We start from the raw sequence: 17,802 nt of genomic DNA, 5'->3' as shown, positions 1-17,802 counted from the left end.
TCAGTCGGTCGTCTCGGGAGCGGCTTCCGGGGTCGCCGGTCCGCCGCCAGCGTCGCCGTCCTCGGTCGCACCGTTGCCACGGTCGGTCTCGGCGTCGCCGCGCTTCCGGTCGGCGAGACACTCCCGGACGTAGTCGTCGAGCATCTCGAACTGCCGGGAGAGGTCGTGTTCCTCGACGCCGAGCGGGGCCTTGAAGAACGACGCGAGGTGGCGCTGGACGCCCGCCTCCCCGCGCTCGTCGGCGTGGGCCAGCAGGCGCGCGATGTCGAGGACGAGGGGCGCGGCCAGCGCCGAGTCCGACCCTTCCCACGTGAACTGCATCGTCATCTCGGTGTCGAGAAAGCCCTCGAAGTGGACGTAGTCCCACGCGGTCTTCCAGTCGCCCAGCGACGGCGTGTAGTCGATGCGGACCCGGTTGTGCCCGATGTCCGGCAGGATTCCCTCCAAGATGTCGCCCTTACTGGCCAGCTTTCCGGCCTTGTTGCGCTCGTCTTCGAGGACCGCGCCGTCGGTGTTCCCGAGGATGTTGTGGCCCTCCCACGACAGCACCCGGAGGTTGCGCCCCGCGAACATCGGCGCGAGCGCCGCCTTCGTCAGCGACTCGCCGGTCTTGCCGTCGTCGCCCGCGTGGGGGACGCCCTCCTCGCGGGCCATCTCGCGGAGGCCCTCCACGGAGGCCCCCGCGCTCGGCGTGAAGTTGGCGTACGGACACCCCTCCGCGAACGCGGCGTAGGCGTAGAGCGAACTCGCCGGGAGGTCGGTCTCGCCCGACTCGACTGCGGACGCCACGGCGTCGCGGGTGTCGAATCGCTCGGGGTCCGACACCTCCGGTTCGGTCGAAGCCACGTTGACGACCACGACGGTGTCGAGGCCGCGTTCGCGCCGGAAGGTCCGGAGGTCCTCGCGCAACTGTTCGACCACCTCGGCCGCGCCCCGGTCGGTCTCCAGCGGTTCGACGTCGGCGAGCTCCGCGATTCGCTCGCCGCAGTTGAGCGCGGTCCCGCGCCGGACGCGGTCGTCTATCGCCCGCAGGTCGTCGGTCACCGCGTCCACGACCGACTGGTCGGGCGTCCCGCTTCGCTCGGCGAGACGCCGGGCCGACGCGAGGACGCTCCCCTCCCGAACGTCGTGGCCCCCGAAGTCGAACGACGCCACCGAGGGGAGGTCGAGGTCGGCGTACGGTTCCCGCGCCGTCACGAGACCCGTCTCGTCGGTCTCGCCGCGGGCCACCGCGCGCGCTCCGACCATCGCCGTGGTGGCGATGTTCCCGCGTGCGCCGACGAGCCAGACGCCGATGTCGGTCACGTCGAACCACCTCCTCCGGACGGCCTGTCGTTCGCGCTGTTCCCTCGGTCGAGTGCGAGTGTTCCGTACATCGTTCCCCCGTTTGATTCCCTCGCGGCGTCGTCCGCGAACTTTACTCCGTCGGCGGACCTCCTCTGATAAATCCGTTCTATCGGTACGACACGAATCCCGATAAACACGCTGGCCGAGGTGCGGGACTCGCCCATCGCGCGGTCGGATGTCGGCGCGTCTCACGTCGAAACTGAACGGGGGTAGGAGTGATGATACGACGACGAGGCTACAGGAGGACGGTGCCGAGGCTCCCGACCGCCTCGCTCCCCCGACGACGAGGTCACTACCCGACGAACCGGAGAGTGTGATGTGGGTCAGTCGCGGACGCTCACCGTCGTCTCGGTCCGCGAGTCCGGGTCGCGACCCGCCGCCGACCGGAGGACTCGGAGGTACGACTCGACCTGCCGCCCGACCGTGAACTCCCGGCGCACTTTCCGCCGACCGCGCGCGCCGAATCGGGCCGCGGTCTCCCGGTCGGCGAGCAGTCGCCGGAGGGCGTCCGCGAGCGCCGACACCGCGAAGGGGTTCACGACGAACCCGTCCTCGCCGTCGGCCACGAGTTCGTCCGCGCCGCCGAACCGCGAGGTCACGACCGGGGTCCCGGCCGCGAACGCCTCCAGATTCAGCGTCGGAAACGGGTCGAGGTGGACCGAGGGCGTGACGACCACCGTCGCGGCCCGGAGCGCCCCGCACAGTTCGTCCCGGTCGAGCCACCCCGTCGTCACGATTCGGTCGGCCGCGGCGTCGGTTCGGTCGGTCGTCCGCGTCTCCCCGCCCGTCCGGCCAGCCATTCGCGTCTCCGCACCCGTCTGGTCAGTCGCTACACCCGCGTCCGGCCAGTCGCCAGCCTCCGCCGCTATCTCGCGCATCCGCGAGACGTAGTCGTCGTCGCCGGTCACCACGAGTCGCGCCTCTGGCACGTCCGCGACGACTTCGGCGAACGCCCGCGAGAGGTGCGCGCCGCCCTTGTTGTAGCCGGTCCGACCGCCGAACAGCGCGACCGGCGCGTCGCCGAGTCCGTGGTCGGCCCGGAACGCCGCCGGGTCGCCCGCCTCCGCGACCGCCGCGGCGTCCACGCCGTTCCGAATCGTCTCGTGACAGGGGACGCCGTTCGCCCGGAGCGCGGTCCGGAGCGCGTCGCTGACCGCCACGCCGCGCTCGACGTGACGGCGGCGGGTCCGCCGGTTCGCTGGATTTCGAAGAGGGTTGTACCGAAGCCCCTCGCGTCGGGCCTGTCGCCGCGGACTGACGCGGTACTCCTCGGCCGGAATCGGCCGGTCGCCCGCGGGCGGGTCGTCGAGGTAGCCCGTCAGTTCGCCGTAGGAGACCGTCCCGGCGTCGTGGTACGTCTCGACCACGGGCGCGCGCCGGGCGGCCGCCCGGAGACCGGCGTTCGAGAGGTAGTGGACGTTGTGCGCGTGGACCGCGTCGGGGTCGAACGCGTCGAGGACTCGCCCGATTCTCCGGACGACGAAGGGGTTGTGGAGCGTGAGGTACGGCAGGACCGACCGGGGTTTCGGCGACCAGAGTTTGCGCACCGCGACTCCGTTCGCGGTCGCCCGCCCGGCGTCGGCCCGACGCTCGACCGCGGTGAGGACCGCGACTTCGTGGCCGCGGTCGTCGTAGCCCTCCGCGAGTTGGGCGGCGATTCGCTGCGCGCCGCCGCGGTCCCACGGCGGATAGCCGTCCGAGAGCACGGCGATGCGCATCAGAGATACCCGAGTTCCCGGAGGTTCGCTTCCACGTCGTCGGGGACCGAGGGGTCGGTCTCGTTCCGGTCGCGCTCGCCTCGGTCGCTCGGGTCGTCGCGGTCCCCTCCGACACCGTCGCTTCCGGACCGAATCGCTTCGGTCAGTCGCTCCCGCACGGCGTCGGGGACGGCGTCGAGCGAGACGGTCTCGCTCTCGTTGGCGGCCCAATCGACGCGGCGAGCGCGGTACTCGCCGCCGACCGAGTCGAGTTTCCAGTCGCCAGCGATGGCGGTCCGCCGGGTCCGGAAGAGGCGCTCGTCGGTCACCCCGTCGGGCGGATGCGAGCGGACCACCCCGGCGTACTCCGCGACGGCCGCTTTCGGTCGGCGTTCGGCGCGCTCCTCGCTCGCCGAGCGCTCTCGGTCCGCGGCCAGCAGGGAGCGCGCACGGTCGTGTTCCAGTCCCGCGAGCGCCCGAATCGTCTCGGCGACGTGAGTCGTCTGGACGAGGTCGTCGCGGCGCTCACCGCCCTCGAACTCGCCGGGGTAGCGCGCGACCAGCGGAACGCGCAGGAGCGGGAACCCGACCGAAGTCTGGTGGTCGAGCAGGGTCCGGTCGTCGCCCTCGCCGAGGTGTTCGCCGTGGTCGGCGGTCACCACGACCAAGGTGTCGTCGGCGAGTCCGCGCTCGTCGAGGGCGTCCAGCATCCGGCCGACGACGGCGTCGGCGTACGCCACCTCGTCGGCGTACCGCCGCCGGAGGTAGTCGAGTTCGGCCGCCGAGAGGCGGCGCTCGCCGAGGCGAATCGCCCAGAGGTCGTCCATCAGGTCGTCGAGGTAGTCGAGTTCCTCGTCGTAGGTGGCGCAGTCGGGCGGCCGGACCGGGGACCGGAACTCCTCGGGCACGTAGAACGGCAGGTGCGGGTCCATCAGGTGGGCGTACGCGAAGAACGGGCCGTCGGCGGTACCGAACTCGGCGAACCACTCGTCGGCGATTCGCGCGGCGCGCTCGCTGGCCCGCACGTCGTCGAGCCACGCGTCCTCGGTGGCCTCGCGATACTTGTACATCGCGGCGTTGGCGAGGCTGAGCGCCGGGTTCTCGGATTCGAGTGCGCGCCGGACGACGGTCGCGTACCACTCCGGACCGCGGGCCACGCCCGCCGAGAGGCGGCGAACGTCAGCGCCGCCGTCGAAGTGGCGGTGGTCCGGGCCGGTGAACTCCGAGACATGGTGGAACTCCCGGCCCTGCGGGAGCCAGTCCCCTATCCACGTCTTCGGCGAGAGGTGGAGGCACCGATAGCCCGCCTCCCGGAGGTCGGCGGTGACGGTCCGGCCCCGGTCCATCTCGAACCCGCGCGAGTCGGCCCCGTGTTCGTGCGGGTACTTCCCGGTCAGCAGACTCGTCACGCTCGGGAGGGTCCACGGCGCGGCGCTGACCGCTCGCCGGAAGTCGGTCCCCTCGTCGGCGAGCGCGTCGCAGTTCGGCGTCTCGGCCTTCGGCCCCCGGAGGTAGTCGAAGCGACAGGCGTCGATGACTAGAAGCAGGACGTTCGGCTTCCGCTCCCCCATGGACTCGTGGGACGGCGGCGTCCGCCGTAACGCTGTGGGCCGTCCGGAGGGCCACTCGTCCCGTGGTCTCCGAACGTCCTCTCTCACCCTCGACTGGCGAGCAACTGCTCGACGCCGTAGACCGCGCCCATCCCGGCGTCGAACGCCCGCGGCGACGCCGACAGCGAGAGCGCGAGCGCCGCCGCCGCGTTCGGCCGGAAGTCGAGTTCGAGCGCGCGCCGGAGGTAGGGTCGCCCCTCGGCGAGACGACCCGCCTCGCAGTACGTCTTCCCGGCGTCCGCGAGGAGTCGAGCGCGGGCCTCCGCGGGCAGGTCGTGGACCGCGAAGAGTCGCCGGACCGACCGCGCGAGGCGGTCAGGGTCGGCCGAGACGTTCCCGGCCTCGGTGCCCTTCAGCACTAGCGGCGCGTCCACGCACTCGAACCGCCAGTCCCGGGCGAGTCGCAGGCAGAGGTCCCAGTCTTCGAAACAGCCTAGTCGCTCGTCGAACCCGCCGACCTGCTCGAACGCCGCCCGGCGGACCAGTAGAGTCGAGGTGTAGGTCGGCACCGACATGGTGCGGACCGCCTCGCGCACGTCGCCCGACGCACACTCGCGGGTCCGGGGTTCGCCGTCGCGCTTGGTGACGGGCGCGTAGACGACACCCCAGTCGTCGCTCGACGGCCCGTCGCCCGCAGTGCCCGCCTCCCGGAGGATGCGGACCTGTCGCCGGAGTTTGTCGGGGTGCCAGCGGTCGTCGGAATCGACGAAGGCGACGAGGTCACCGTCGGTCCGCCGGACGCCCTCGTTTCTGGCCGAAGACACGCCCGACATCGCGTCGCGGCGGACGGACTCGTCGCGGCGGACGTACCGGAGTCGGTCGTCGTCGAACGACGAGACCAGTTCCGGCGTGGCGTCGTCGTCGCCGTCGTCCACGACGAGGAGTTCGAGGTCGTCGTAGGACTGGCCGAGGACGCTCTCGACGGCGTCGCCGAGGACCGCCGCCCGGTGGTACGTCGGGAGGACGACGCTGACGAACATCGGCGGCGGTACGACGACTCTCCGGAAACCTGTTGTGCCCGCCGACAGCGAGTCGCGGAGTCCGTCGCCGCGCGACTGGGAACGCTCCACTTCACGCTACTCCACTCCACTTCGCGCGGCCGGAGAACACTTCCCACAGTGTCCGGTAGGTACCGACAGGTGGGGACCGTGTCACTACCGGCAATTCTCGACATCCGCGACGACCTGTACCGCGCGCTGGAGGCGACCGGCGAGGTCGACGCCGTCGCCGAGGAGATAGAGACGGTGCTGGACCGACTCGACGCCTTCGAGGACCGCGACGCCGCCGACCGGCAGGGCATCGTGGACGAGGTGGACAACCAACTGCTCCGGGTCGAGGAGCGACTGAACCAGCGCGACGACGACGAGGCCGTCCGCGCACTGCAGGCCGCCCGGAACCGACTCCACATCTACCGAGACTCGGTCGAGGAGACCGACGAGAACCTCGCGGTGGTGGAGACCGACGTCCGCCAGCACGACATCGACGACACCCACGAGGAACTTCCGGTCGGGCAGGTGACGATGACCGCGACCGTGGCCAACACCGGCGACGACGCCGAAGTGGTCGCGTTCGTCGGGTTCTACGGCGACGACGGCGACGAGATAGAGACCCTCCGGGGACCGGAGTTCGCCGTCCCCGGCGGGGGACAGGAGCGGGTAGAGATGGAAGTGGACGTGCCCGGCGACGCCAGACACTACGCGATGTCGGTCGCCGAGGTCGAGGGCGTTCGTGACGGGCAGAGCGTCTGAGCCGCGATTTTTGACGGAGTCGTGGTTGTACGAGGCGCTCACACGCCCCACGGATAGGACTCCGGCGGTTGCGTCGAGTCGGTCTCGACGCCTTCGGTGCGGGCCGTCGTTCTGTCACGCGTGGCCACGCCGTCTCAGTCCTCCCGACTCACGAACTTGCTGAAGTAACTGGTGTCGCCGTCGTCGGTCTCGTCCTGATACAGGAACGCGAGGTCGTTCTCCTCGAACGTCTCGAAGAACTCGTCCCACGAGATGTCGTCGAGATTCTCGTCGTCCTCCTCGTCCGGGAAGTCGATTCGGAGGAGTCCGCTGTCGCCGTCCTCGGTGTCCTCCACGTAGGCCGGTCGGCCGTCGCGCTCTTCGACCCACTCTCGAATCTCGTCGTGGTCTGTCGTGGTCTGGCTTTCGTCGGACATACGTTTCCCCCGACACGATTTCTCGGCACTGATTCTGTTAGGCGTGATGGCCCCGAGCGGTCTCGCCGGACCGTATTCCGTCCCCTCCCCGACGAGGTCGCCTCCGACGAACCCTCGACCGGGCGAATCCATCAACACGGTGATTGAAGTGCCGTGGTTGTGCGTACGCACTATGGACCAATGAACTCCAAGCGTTTCCTCTTCGTCTCCGCCGACGCCGCACTGATTACCGACCTCGCGTGGCAAGTCCACCGCGAAGGTCACGACGTCAAGTACTACATCGAGTCCGAGAGCGACCGCGAAATCGGGGACGGGTTCGTCCCGAAGACGGACGACTGGCGGGCGGAGGTCGAGTGGGCCGACGTCGTCGTCTTCGACGACATCTGGGTGGGTTCCGACGTCGGAACCGGGAAACTCGCTCAAGAACTCCGCGAACGGGGGAAAGCCGTCGTCGGCGGCACGCCGAACACGGACCGCCTCGAAGAGGACCGCGGATACGCGATGGACGTGCTGGAAGACCACGGGGTGAACACCATCGAGCATCAGGTGTTCCACGATTTCGGCGAGGGAATCGAACACGTCCAGCAGAACCCCGCCGCCTACGTCATCAAACCGCTCGGCGAGGTCCAGAACGTCAAGCGCCTCCTCTACGTCGGGACCGAGGACGACGGCAGCGACGTAATCGACGTGCTGAGAGCCTACGAGAAGGCGTGGGGCCACCGCATGAAGGGGTTCCAACTCCAGCGGAAGGTCGACGGCGTCGAAGTCGCCGTCTGCGGGTTCTTCGACGGCGAACAGTTCGTCGACCGAGTGAACTTCAACTTCGAACACAAGAAGCTGTTCCCCGGAAACATCGGCCCGTCGACCGGCGAGATGGGGACGGCGATGTTCTGGGCCGGTCACAACGAACTGTTCGAGGAGACGCTGGGCAAACTCGACGGCTGGCTCGCCGAGGAGGGGTACGTCGGGAGCATCGACATCAACTGCATCGTCAACGAGACGGGCATCTATCCGCTGGAGTTCACCCCGCGGTTCGGCTACCCGACCATCGCCCTACAGGAGGAGTCGTTCGAGTCATCGACCGGCCGGTTCTTCTACGACCTCGCACACGGCGACGACCCCGAGTTAGCGGTCCACGCCGGTTACCAAATCGGCGTTCGAATCGTCCTCCCGCCGTTCCCGTTCGACGACGAGGAGACGTACGACGAGAGTTCGCGCAACGCCGCGGTCGTCTTCGAGACGGAGAGCAGAGAGGGGATTCACATCGAGGACGCCAAGAACGTCGAGGGGCAGTGGCGGGTCGCGGGCGACAACGGGATGCCCCTCGTCGTGACGGGGAAGGGAGAGACGATGCAGGAGGCCCGGGACCGATGCTACGAGCGTATCGACGACATCGTCATCCCGAACCTCTACTACCGCGACGACATCGGGGAGCGGTGGACAGACGGGGAGGGCGACCGTCTCCACGCTTGGGGCTACCTCGGACCGCAGACGTAGGGCAAGCCTAACTCCGGAATCGGTCCGTGTCGGTATCTCCGACACTCACTGCTCGCTTCTCCTCTCGACACCGGTGAACTCGAAGCGCGCACCGCCAGCGTCGCTCTCGGTCACCCGCCGCTCCCAGTCGTAGGTGTCGGCCAGATGGGCGACGAAGGAGAGTCCGAGACCGATACCGCCGTTCTCGGTGGTGAATCCCGCCTCGAACACTCTGCTGCGCTCGGGTTCGGGGATGCCCGGTCCGTCGTCCGCGACGTAGAAGCCGTCTTCGAGCGTATCGACCCGGACGGTCACGTCCCGGCCCCCGTGTTCCACGGCGTTCGTGAAGAGATTCTCGAGGAAGTGGTGGAGGTGAACCGGGTCGGCCTCGACGGTCCGGTCAGTATCGACGACGAGGTCCGCCTCGTCTACTCCCACCTCCGCCCACACCTCCGTGGCGGCGTCGGCTAATTCGACCGACTCCCAGTCGATTACCGAGTCCGCCCCTCGGGCAGTGACGAGCATGAGGTCGATTAGCTCTTCGATGCGGTCGAGCGCGGTCGTCACTTCCTCGGCGGCAGACTCGTCACCGGCGGCGGCCTGCGACTGATACAGTTGCGCTATCTGTAACGGGTTGCGGAGTTCGTGGGCGAGCATGCCCGCGAACGAGTCGAGGCGCTCGGTCTCGCGCTGACGTTCGAGTTCGGAACTGACCCAGTCAGCGAGGAGGTCGACGAACGTCACTTCCCAGTCGGAGAACTGCCCGGTCCGCGGTTCGTCGCCGTAGAAGCAGACCGTGCCGTACACCTCGTCACCGACGTACACCGGCGCGCCGAGGTAACAGGAGATGTCCCACGCGCCGTCGTATCCTCGGTCGGCCAGTTCCGGCGCGTCCGCCTCGACATCTTCGAGGACGAGCGTCCGTCCAGTCTCGACGACGCGCTCACAAACCGTCGCCGTCACCGGTACCGTATCGCCCGCTCGGAGGTCGGCGTCGTCGGGCGCGTCGACCGTCTCGAACACGTACTCCCCGCCCCGTGCGTGCGACAGCGTCGCGTAGTCCGTCCCGACAACCTCTCGGACTACTTTCAGGAGCGCGTCGATTTGCTGGGGAAACGGCCGGTCAGGGTCCGCGATAATCTCGTAGACGCGACGCAGAGCGTGTTCGTGCGCTCCGATTTCCGCCTGCTGGCGGACACACCCCGTGACGTCGCGAAAGTACACCGACAAGCCCGTTTCGGAGGGGTACGCACACACCTCGAACCACGTCTCTAGCGGTTCGTAGAACCCCTCGAACCAGACCGGTTCTTGGGTCTCCATCGCGTGGCCGTACTTCTGCTCGAACGCCGACCCGACCGTCTGCGGGAACGCCTCCCAGATGGTCGTCCCGAGTAGTTCCTCGTCGGTGCAGCGAAGAACGCGTTCGGCCTGCTCGTTCAGATAGGTGAATCGCCACTCCTCGTCGACCGCAAAGACGCCGTCGGTGATTCGCGCTACGACCTCCCCTCCCACGGTGTCCGAGAGAGACCGGTCCGAGTCCGTGGTACTCCTCTCAGAGTCGCTCGACGGGTCTGTCGTAGTCATGATTAAGGGGCTAGCGACATCAAGACAAGCTAGCGTCCGATAACAGAAAACACCACCAGCATTTGATTCTGTCTCTCTTTTTGATTAATCGGGTGAACGAATCAGTACGCGCGACGGACGTGATTCTCTCGGAACGAAACGGAACGAACTGGCCGTAAGTACCGGATAACAAAGCGGAGCGCGGCCGATGCTACAGCCGTCTATGAGTAAGCGAAAATCGACGCCGACGCGGCGGACCGTGCTGTCTGCCATCGGAACCGGGTTCGCCGGGGGATTGCTCGGGCCCGGGGCGACGGCGACGGGCCGGGCAGAGTCCGAATACGTCCTCGTGCAGGGCGATACGTGCGTCCCGGTCCGGCCGATGCGCCGCCAGTTGCCCGTGGAGACGTTCTACGACTACCAACTTCCGGAGAAGTACATCAGCGACGCCAACGGCGCGTCCGTCGGGGATACCGCACCCTACGCGTCGGCGGGCACGCTGGACTTCCAGCGCAGTCAGACGAGTTTCGCCTTCCTCTATCAGGGTCCCAAAGGGCTGAGTCTCGTGGTGGTCCACGGGGCCTCCGGAGACTCGGGAAGCGGTTCGGTGACGTTCGAAGCCACTGGACTTCCCGAGGACGGTGACTGGGTCGTCAAGGACGACCTCTACCGCGACCCCAACAGCGGGGAACGAGAGAACTACGACAGGTGGCACGTCGATGGAACCGACCACCGCATCGACTGGACGTGGGGAGGCGGCGGCGCGGACGGCGGCGCGTTCCGCGGTCTGGGCGACGACTTCGAGGTCGTTATCGACCCGGCGTTCAACGAGGACGCCACCCTCTACGACGAGTACTACAAGGGCACGGTCACCGACTGGGAGTTCCTCTCCGGGTTCCCGGACGACCCCGAGCACATCTCGCTCGACATGAGCGAACCGATACGAATCACGACAGGGAGTTGCGAGCAGAGCGGAGGCGGGCAGAAAGAGAGCGGGAAGCAGAGCGAGGGTGGGGAAAAGGAAGAAGAGAAGAAGAACGAGGGTGGGAAACAGGAGGAAGAAGACGAGCAGGGTGAGAAACAGGAGGAAGAAGAAAACAAGGGTGAGAAAGAAGAGGAAGAGCAGGGGTCGTATACGGTCTGTCACGAACCGCCGGGGAATCCCGACAACGCCCACACGATTCACGTGGGAAGCGAGTCGGCGCTGCGAGACCATCTCGACCACGGCGATTCGAGGGGACCGTGTTCCGAGGACGGGTAGAGAGGCGGTAAGCGCGCGAATCGGTGTGCGACGACGACGCACGCTCTGTCCTCGGCCAACCGTACAGTTCTCCGTCGAAGGTCGGTCGAACTATCGCTGCAAGTTGTAACGTTATACGACAGGAGCGCGTAGGTAAGGCATGCGACTCGATGGCAAAACAGTGCTCGTTACGGGTGCCGCGTCCGGAATCGGCGCGGCGACTGCGAAACGGTGCGGCGAATACGGCGCGAGGGTAGTCGTCACCGACGTGAACACCGGCGGTGCCGAGGAGGTCGCAGAGACCATCCGGGAAGACGGCGGCGAGGCGGAGGCTCACGAACTCGACGTGACCGAACCCGAACAGGTAGTGAGTGTAATCGAAGCCGCCCACGAAGAGTACGGGCTGGACGGACTCTTCAACAACGCGGGGGTGGGCCACCCCGGCAAGTCCATCGAGGACGTCGAGGAGAGCGTCCGTGACTTCGTGATGGACGTCAACATCAACGGCGTCTGGAACTGCTGTCACGCCGCCTTGCCGCTCTTGAAGGAGCAGGGACACGGCTCCATCGTCAACATGTCCTCCATCGCGGGGAAACTCGGGCTTCCCGGCCAGTCGGTGTACTCGCTAACGAAAGGTGCCGTACTGAACTTCACGCGAGCTGCCGCACAGGAGGCCGGGCCACACGGCGTCCGGGTGAACGCCGTGTGCCCGGGCTTCGTCGATACGCCGTTGACCGACACGTACTTCGAGGGCCGAGATAATCCCGACCGGGCGCGCGAGCAGATGGCCGACCAGTACCCGCTCAAGCGACTGGGCGACCCCGAAGAAGTCGCGGACTGCGTCGCCTTCCTCCTCTCCGAGCACGCGTCGTACGTGACCGGGCACGGGATGGTCGTGGACGGGGGCTACGAGAGCGGGTGAGCGACTCCGAGTCGATAGCTCGGAGGTACTCCGGACTCGATTCTGGCCGTGGCTGTCCGTCTCCGGGCCACGCTCGGCTAGAAAGAGCTACCTGTCGTGAATCGAAGGCTACACCATGCGCCGGAGGTCGTGGCTCTCTTCTCTCGGGACCGGTGGGGTGGTTGGCGTGGCCGGATGCACGTCACTGCTGAGTGACCCGGTCGAGAGTAAACGGATAGCGGTCTCCAATCACACCGCCGAAGCGTATCAGGTCAGGGTTCGCCTTTACGCAGGGGGAGACAGCGTGTACGACCGAACTCGTTCGCTCCCGACACGCCACGGCGAACACGACGCTACCTCCGGCGTGTTCGACGGCCTCCCGACGGACGAACACGATTACGCACTCTCGTACAAACTGTTGGAGCGGACCGAGTGACAACGGAGGTCTCTGAACGAGATAACCGAACGCTGCCCCGAGGTTCTGCTCCCGGTACACGACGACGGATCCGGACCGACGGTCTCCTTCCGCGTGTCCGACTGCGAGTAACCGCCAATCGAACACCAGTCGTGATATCGATTCCTCACCAGTCGATCAGGGCAGAGCGTGAACCTCGGAGATGGTCCCGCGGTCTTGTCCCACAGTCGAACCTCGACCCGTGGTCTTATCATCTTGTGACGGCAATCCATTTCTCATGGGAGACCCGCCGACTGACCCCGCAGAGAAGTCCGAGGACGCGGTCCCACCCCCGAACGTCGGTACTCCAGCCGAGACCCTCCTCGACGCAGTCCCGTACGGAATCTACTCCCTCGACCGCGAAGGGTATCTCGTCGCCGTGAACGATGCCTTGATCGACCTGACCGGGTACGACCGGGACACCGTTTTGGGCGAACACATCTCCCGATTCCTCGACGTCGAGGACGTCGTCCGGGCTGAGACTGCCATACGCGACCAGATTCTCGACGGGACACAGGACGCGGTTCATCTCTCTATTCCGGTCGTCACACGAACCGGGGACACTGTTCCGTGCAAGGTCTGCTTCAGCGGACTCTGGCGGGACGGCGAGTTCTGCGGGACTGTCGGCGTCGTCCGCGAAGTCGAATCGCCCGACACCGCCGCCGAGATTCAGGCGACGGGCGAACACCGTCAGGCGTTCGACGCACTCGCGGAGGCGTCCGCCGACGGCATCATCATGCTCGACAACGACAGCGTCATCCGGTACGCGAACCCTGCCGTCGAACGCATCCTCGGCTATCCGTCCGAGGAACTCGTCGGCGGTTCGAAGATGCAGATCATTCCGGAACGACTCCGCGACGTTCACGCCGAAGCCCTCCAACGCTACCTCCAAACGGGCGAGAAGCACATCGACTGGACGTACGTCGAACTGCCGGGGTTGCACAAAGACGGCCACGAGGTGCCGCTGGCCATCTCGCTCAACGAGTTCACCTACGACGGCGAACACTACTTCGTCGGGACGTTCCGCGACATCTCCACTCGCAAGGATATCGAACGGGAACTCAAACAGCAGAACGAACGCCTCGACCGATTTGCCAGTATGCTGGCGCACGAACTCCGTAACCCGCTCCAGATAGCCCAGATATATCTCGATTTCGTCGACGACGAGGACGACGACGCGCCCATCGGTCAAATAGCGGACGCCCTCCGACGGATAGACGAACTCATCGACGTCCTGTTGGTGCTGGCCCGGAACGAGAACGAAGTCGGTGACCGAGAGGCAGTCGACCTGACGAAGGTCGTCGCGGAGGCGTGGGGGAACACCGACACCGGGAAGGCCGAAGTCGAGGTCGCGACGAACCAGACCCTCCGGGTGAATCCGGCGCATCTCCAACAGGTGCTGGAGAATCTGTTCCGGAACGCGGTCGAACACAGCGAGGGGTCGGTTACCGTTCGAGTCGGAACACTCGACGATGGGTTCTACGTTGAGGACACGGGGCCGGGAATCGACGAGTCCGAACGAACAGCGGTGGTGGAAGCGGGGTACACGTCCGACGAGGGCGGGACCGGGTTGGGGTTGACGTTCGTCGCCGAACTCGCTGATGCGTACGGATGGGACTTCTCTATCACGGAAAGTACCGAAGGCGGTGCCCGATTCGAGTTCAGAGACGTCGAGTTCGTCGCCGACGATGCGCAGTGACGCGATGGGTATCCGCAGAGAACTGGTACACGAGCCACGAGTCTCTCTTTCCGTCTATCTGGGTCGTACTACGATGTTGAGAGCACTTCCTCCGCGTCTCCGCAATCTAGATGGATTCGCAGGCCCGTGCTGAATACCCACCCTGCATTCAGCACCGTGATTTCCTCGTGTGTCACTCAGTTACTCGTAACACCATCTCGGAGTGAAATTGTCACTCATTCACGTAGTCTAACCACGTATCCCTAGACAGGATCAGAAATGTCAGAAGAAACACCCGTATCGGACAACGAAGCTGTTGACGGACTCGCAGGAACCCTACGCGGAACCCTCGTTCGACCGGACGACGAGGGCTACGACGAGGCACGCTCCGTCTGGAACGGGATGATAGACAAACACCCGGCGCTTATCGTACAGTGCGCTGGCCCTGCAGACGTCATCAGCGCAGTGACGTTCGCAAAAGAGCACGACGTCCCCATCTCGGTGAAGGGCGGCGGCCACAACATCGCTGGCAGGGCCGTCGAAGACGACGCGCTCGTGATCGACCTGTCGCCGATGAACTCGGTGCGGGTCGATCCGGACGCGGAGACGGCCCGCGTCGAACCGGGCGTCGTGCTCAGGGAACTGGACCACGAGACGCAGGCGTTCGGACTTGCCACGCCCGTCGGCTACAACTCGACGACCGGTATCGCCGGACTGACACTCGGCGGTGGGTGGGGCTGGCTCTCGCGGAAGCACGGACTGACCGTCGATAACCTGATTTCGGCCGACGTCGTCACCGCTCGAGGCGAACTCGTCCACGCGAGCGAGGACGAAAACGACGACCTCTTCTGGGGACTCAAAGGCGGCGGCGGCAACTTCGGCGTCGTCACCTCCTTCGAGTTCCAACTGCACGAGGTCGGTCCGACCGTGCTGTCCGGTCCGATCGTCCATCCGTTCGACGACGCCAGAGCGGTCCTTTCGGGGTTCCGCGAATTCGCCGCCAGTGCGCCCAACGATGCGACGGTCTGGTGTGTCATCCGGCACGCGCCACCGCTTCCGTTCGTCCCCGAGGAGTGGCACGGCCGGAAAGTCGTCATTCTGGCAACGTTCTACGCCGGCGAGATGGACGAGGGAGAGCAGGTGCTCCGGTCCGTGCGCGACATCGGCGAACCCATCGCCGACGCAGTCGGCCCGCACCCGTACGCGGGCTGGCAACAGGCGTTCGACGGTCTGGCCCCCGCTGGAAATCGGCACTACTGGAAATCCCACAACTTCGACGAGATGACTGACGGCATGATAGAGACGTTCGTAGAGTACGGCAAAACGATCCCCACCCCGGAGACCGAGATTGCCATTCCCCATCTTGGCGGCGCAATCAACGACCTGCCAGTCGATGCGACGGCCTATCCCCACCGCGACGCGGAGTACATAATGAACCTGCATACTCAGTGGGAAGATTCCGAACAGGACGAAGAGTGTATCGCCTGGGCACGCGATATGCACGAAGCGATGACTCCCCACGCGACAGGGGGCGTCTACGCCAACTTCGTCCCCGAGGAGGTCGGTGACCAGCGGGCGGCCTACCGTGAAAACTACGACCGGTTAGTCGAAGTCAAAAACGAGTGGGATCCCGAGAACCTGTTCCGACTGAACCACAACGTCGAACCGACAAAATAACCGAGTCCGAAGTAGGCGTTCGCCGAATACACCCCTGTATTCTGGTGCAAGAAGAGAACTGACCGTCAATCCGCATTGATTCTCTCGGTGCTGGCCAGTTTGGACGTACGCGAACTCCGGTGGAATTCACCTGTCGGTAACCGATCGAACGACAGTAGAATCGTATCCGTCTGATAGTCTAATAGTATCGGGTGATTATCTCTGCGAGAATGTATGGGCGCTGCAGGATTTGAACCCGCGACAGCTTGGTCCGAAGCCAAGTACTCTGTCCAGACTGAGCTAAGCGCCCGCACCTTATCCTACTGCCCCGTCCATTTTAAACGCCGCGGTTTCGACCGGGCGTGTGCTGGCGTACCGAACCCTCACCCCGAGACGACGACGTCCCAGTCGGTGCGGTCGATGGTGCAACCGCCGCAGTCGGGGCACGTCTGTCGGTCGAGCGAGAACGTCGCCCCGCAGGTCTTGCACTCGTAGGTCTCCTCGGGACCGGGGTCTGTGGCACAGACCACACGTGCGAGTTTCCGGGCGAGACTCATGCGTAGTGTACCGCCACGAACATCTGGTTAGACGAACTGCGTTAAGACGCTTTTCATTCGTTCGACGGTTAACGGGGAGTAAGACTGCCTGCTGAAGCGGTTGTAACGTCGTTCAGAGTGACGACGAGCGTCTACTGGCCACTACAGGGAGGACCCAGAGAGTGCGAAGTGGTCGGTCGGTACGTCGTCGAGAGACGAGAGACCGTCGGCGTCGCTCCGGTCGGCGACGAGTGCGAGCAGACAGCGTCGGACCAGTTCGGCGTCGTCCGACCCGAGTTCGTCGCTCGCGTCGTCGCCGAGCGTCCGCCCGAGGTCCAGACCGTTCTCCGACTGCCCCGTGGAACTCGCCCGGACGCTCGCCCCGTCTTCCACCAGTTCGCGCAGGCGGAGCCACGTTCGAACCGTCGCGGTCAGGTAGCGTTCGGCCACTCGTTCGGGGTGCAGAACGGACGGAATCGTGGCGAGGTAAGCCGCGGCGTGAGAGTCGGCGACGGCGACGTTCTCGCCGACCCACTCTCGGACCGCGGACGCGGAGGCTGCCGGACCGAGGTCTTCGGCCGCCCGCTCGCAGAGTTCGGCCTCCTCGTCGGCCACGCGGTGGAAGGCGTCGCCGACGACGATTGCGTCCGCGCCGGCGTCGAGCATCGCGGTGGCGCGTTCGCGGGAGTCGATTCCACCGCCGTACCAGAGCCGCGACCACGTCAGCCCCTCGGAGATGGTTGCCAACGTCTCCGCGGCGTCGTCGCCGCCGTAGGTGCCCGAGTATTCGAGGTAGACGAGTTCGCTCCCGAGGTGGCGCTCGGCGGCCATGGCTCGCTGTTTGGATTCGCGGGGCGTGAGCAGGTCGGTCTCGGTAACGTTCGCCTCGCGGGCCGCGGCGCTGTCTGGGTTCTGGATGACGTAGGCCTCGAAGATGGCGTCGGCGAGCAGCCACGAGGTGGCGAAGTCGGCGAGCGCCTCGACAGCGAAGTCGGGGAGCCACGGGGTCCGGTCGGCGAGCAGGTCGGGCACCATCTCCTCGCGGACGTACTCGGTGGCCTCGCCTAACTGACCGACCAGCGCCTCCGAGTCGCCGTTCAGCACCTCGGGGATGGCGAGCAGGTCGGCCTGCTCGCGGGTCCGGAGCGTGACGTGGCGGGGACCGCTGGGTTCGTGGAAGACCGGCACCGAAGCGGGACCGAGCAGTTCGAACGTCTCCTCGGTGTTGCGGGGGGTCACGTCGGCCGACCCGCCGACCGACACCGCGCTCGTGTGCCGCAGGTAGAGGGGGTACAGCAGCGGGAGTTTCTTGGCGTCCTCCGGGTCCACTTTGGTGACGTGACTCCAGTCCGCCGGAACCGGATTCGTGTCCACGGGGACCACGGTTCGAGCGGCCAACGTAACCCCGCGGGCGACGCGGCCGAGTCGGCGCGCGACGCCGTCGAAACTCGTCATACAGGCCCATAACCCGGCGTCACCC

15 protein-coding genes and 1 tRNA gene are annotated in these 17,802 nt (G+C 66.1%); 7 read left to right on the top strand and 9 right to left on the bottom strand.

The features are described from left to right. The 4 genes from NGM06_RS11085 to NGM06_RS11070 all read right to left on the bottom strand — a co-directional run bounded on the left by NGM06_RS11085 (position 1) and on the right by NGM06_RS11070 (position 5,634). Positions 1-1,305 carry an inositol-3-phosphate synthase gene (locus tag NGM06_RS11085; protein ID WP_254267019.1) on the bottom strand — a complete coding sequence of 435 codons (1,305 nt, stop codon included), beginning with the start codon at positions 1,303-1,305 and terminating at the stop codon, positions 1-3. A gap of 365 nt (positions 1,306-1,670) precedes the next feature. Continuing rightward, a complete protein-coding gene (locus NGM06_RS11080) occupies positions 1,671-3,065 on the bottom strand; it encodes a glycosyltransferase family 4 protein (RefSeq protein ID WP_254267018.1) in 1,395 nt (464 codons plus the stop codon). Continuing rightward, the gene (locus NGM06_RS11075; RefSeq protein ID WP_254267017.1) at positions 3,065-4,615 is read right to left on the bottom strand and encodes a sulfatase; all 1,551 of its coding nucleotides are present in this window, start codon (positions 4,613-4,615) and stop codon (positions 3,065-3,067) included. Before NGM06_RS11075 ends, NGM06_RS11080 begins: the two co-directional genes overlap by 1 nt. 83 nt (positions 4,616-4,698) lie before the next feature. Next, positions 4,699-5,634 (bottom strand): glycosyltransferase family 2 protein, encoded by a 936-nt coding sequence (locus tag NGM06_RS11070; protein WP_254267016.1) that lies wholly within the window; start codon positions 5,632-5,634, stop codon positions 4,699-4,701. A 168-nt stretch (positions 5,635-5,802) separates the two neighbouring features. Between NGM06_RS11070 and NGM06_RS11065 the strand changes: the two genes are divergently transcribed. Beyond that, complete coding sequence (locus NGM06_RS11065) at positions 5,803-6,402, top strand: hypothetical protein (protein ID WP_254267015.1); 600 nt, start codon at positions 5,803-5,805, stop codon at positions 6,400-6,402. Positions 6,403-6,536: 134 nt separating this feature from the next. Here the strand turns inward: NGM06_RS11065 and NGM06_RS11060 are convergent, their stop codons facing one another. Then, a complete protein-coding gene (locus NGM06_RS11060; RefSeq protein ID WP_254267014.1) occupies positions 6,537-6,818 on the bottom strand; it encodes a hypothetical protein in 282 nt (93 codons plus the stop codon). Positions 6,819-6,998: 180 nt separating this feature from the next. Between NGM06_RS11060 and NGM06_RS11055 the strand changes: the two genes are divergently transcribed. Then, positions 6,999-8,315, top strand: coding sequence for a phosphoribosylamine--glycine ligase (locus NGM06_RS11055; protein WP_254267013.1), 1,317 nt, complete (start codon positions 6,999-7,001; stop codon positions 8,313-8,315). 45 nt (positions 8,316-8,360) lie between these two features. Here the strand turns inward: NGM06_RS11055 and NGM06_RS11050 are convergent, their stop codons facing one another. Further along, complete coding sequence (locus NGM06_RS11050) at positions 8,361-9,878, bottom strand: PAS domain-containing sensor histidine kinase (protein ID WP_254267012.1); 1,518 nt, start codon at positions 9,876-9,878, stop codon at positions 8,361-8,363. Positions 9,879-10,080: 202 nt separating this feature from the next. On the opposite strand from NGM06_RS11050, the gene NGM06_RS11045 reads away from it, so the two are divergent. The 5 genes from NGM06_RS11045 to NGM06_RS11030 all read left to right on the top strand — a co-directional run bounded on the left by NGM06_RS11045 (position 10,081) and on the right by NGM06_RS11030 (position 15,807). After that, a complete protein-coding gene (locus NGM06_RS11045; protein ID WP_254267011.1) occupies positions 10,081-11,118 on the top strand; it encodes a hypothetical protein in 1,038 nt (345 codons plus the stop codon). Between the two features lie 139 nt (positions 11,119-11,257). After that, positions 11,258-12,019: an SDR family NAD(P)-dependent oxidoreductase gene (locus tag NGM06_RS11040; RefSeq protein ID WP_254267010.1), complete on the top strand. Its 762-nt coding sequence runs from the start codon at positions 11,258-11,260 to the stop codon at positions 12,017-12,019. Positions 12,020-12,302: 283 nt separating this feature from the next. Beyond that, positions 12,303-12,434, top strand: a complete 132-nt coding sequence (locus NGM06_RS24140) for a hypothetical protein (RefSeq protein ID WP_256567931.1) — start codon at positions 12,303-12,305, stop codon at positions 12,432-12,434. Positions 12,435-12,690: 256 nt separating this feature from the next. After that, positions 12,691-14,151, top strand: a complete 1,461-nt coding sequence (locus NGM06_RS11035) for a PAS domain S-box protein (RefSeq protein ID WP_254267009.1) — start codon at positions 12,691-12,693, stop codon at positions 14,149-14,151. A gap of 258 nt (positions 14,152-14,409) precedes the next feature. Continuing rightward, entirely contained in the window at positions 14,410-15,807 is a 1,398-nt protein-coding gene (locus NGM06_RS11030) for an FAD-binding oxidoreductase (RefSeq protein ID WP_254267008.1), read from the top strand. 214 nt (positions 15,808-16,021) lie between these two features. Here NGM06_RS11030 and NGM06_RS11025 read toward each other — a convergent pair. From NGM06_RS11025 to NGM06_RS11015, 3 genes are all read right to left on the bottom strand, one after another. Further along, positions 16,022-16,096 (bottom strand) — tRNA-Arg (locus NGM06_RS11025). 73 nt (positions 16,097-16,169) lie between these two features. Next, positions 16,170-16,343, bottom strand: coding sequence for a hypothetical protein (locus NGM06_RS11020; RefSeq protein ID WP_254267007.1), 174 nt, complete (start codon positions 16,341-16,343; stop codon positions 16,170-16,172). A gap of 141 nt (positions 16,344-16,484) precedes the next feature. After that, a complete protein-coding gene (locus tag NGM06_RS11015; RefSeq protein ID WP_254267006.1) occupies positions 16,485-17,777 on the bottom strand; it encodes a geranylgeranylglyceryl/heptaprenylglyceryl phosphate synthase in 1,293 nt (430 codons plus the stop codon). Positions 17,778-17,802 lie beyond the last annotated feature (25 nt).

Source organism: Halorussus aquaticus (genome assembly GCF_024218795.1).
Taxonomy (GTDB): domain Archaea; phylum Halobacteriota; class Halobacteria; order Halobacteriales; family Haladaptataceae; genus Halorussus; species Halorussus aquaticus.
The sequence above is the reverse complement of the archived record's forward strand: the minus strand, read 5'-3'. Positions and strand labels throughout refer to the sequence as shown.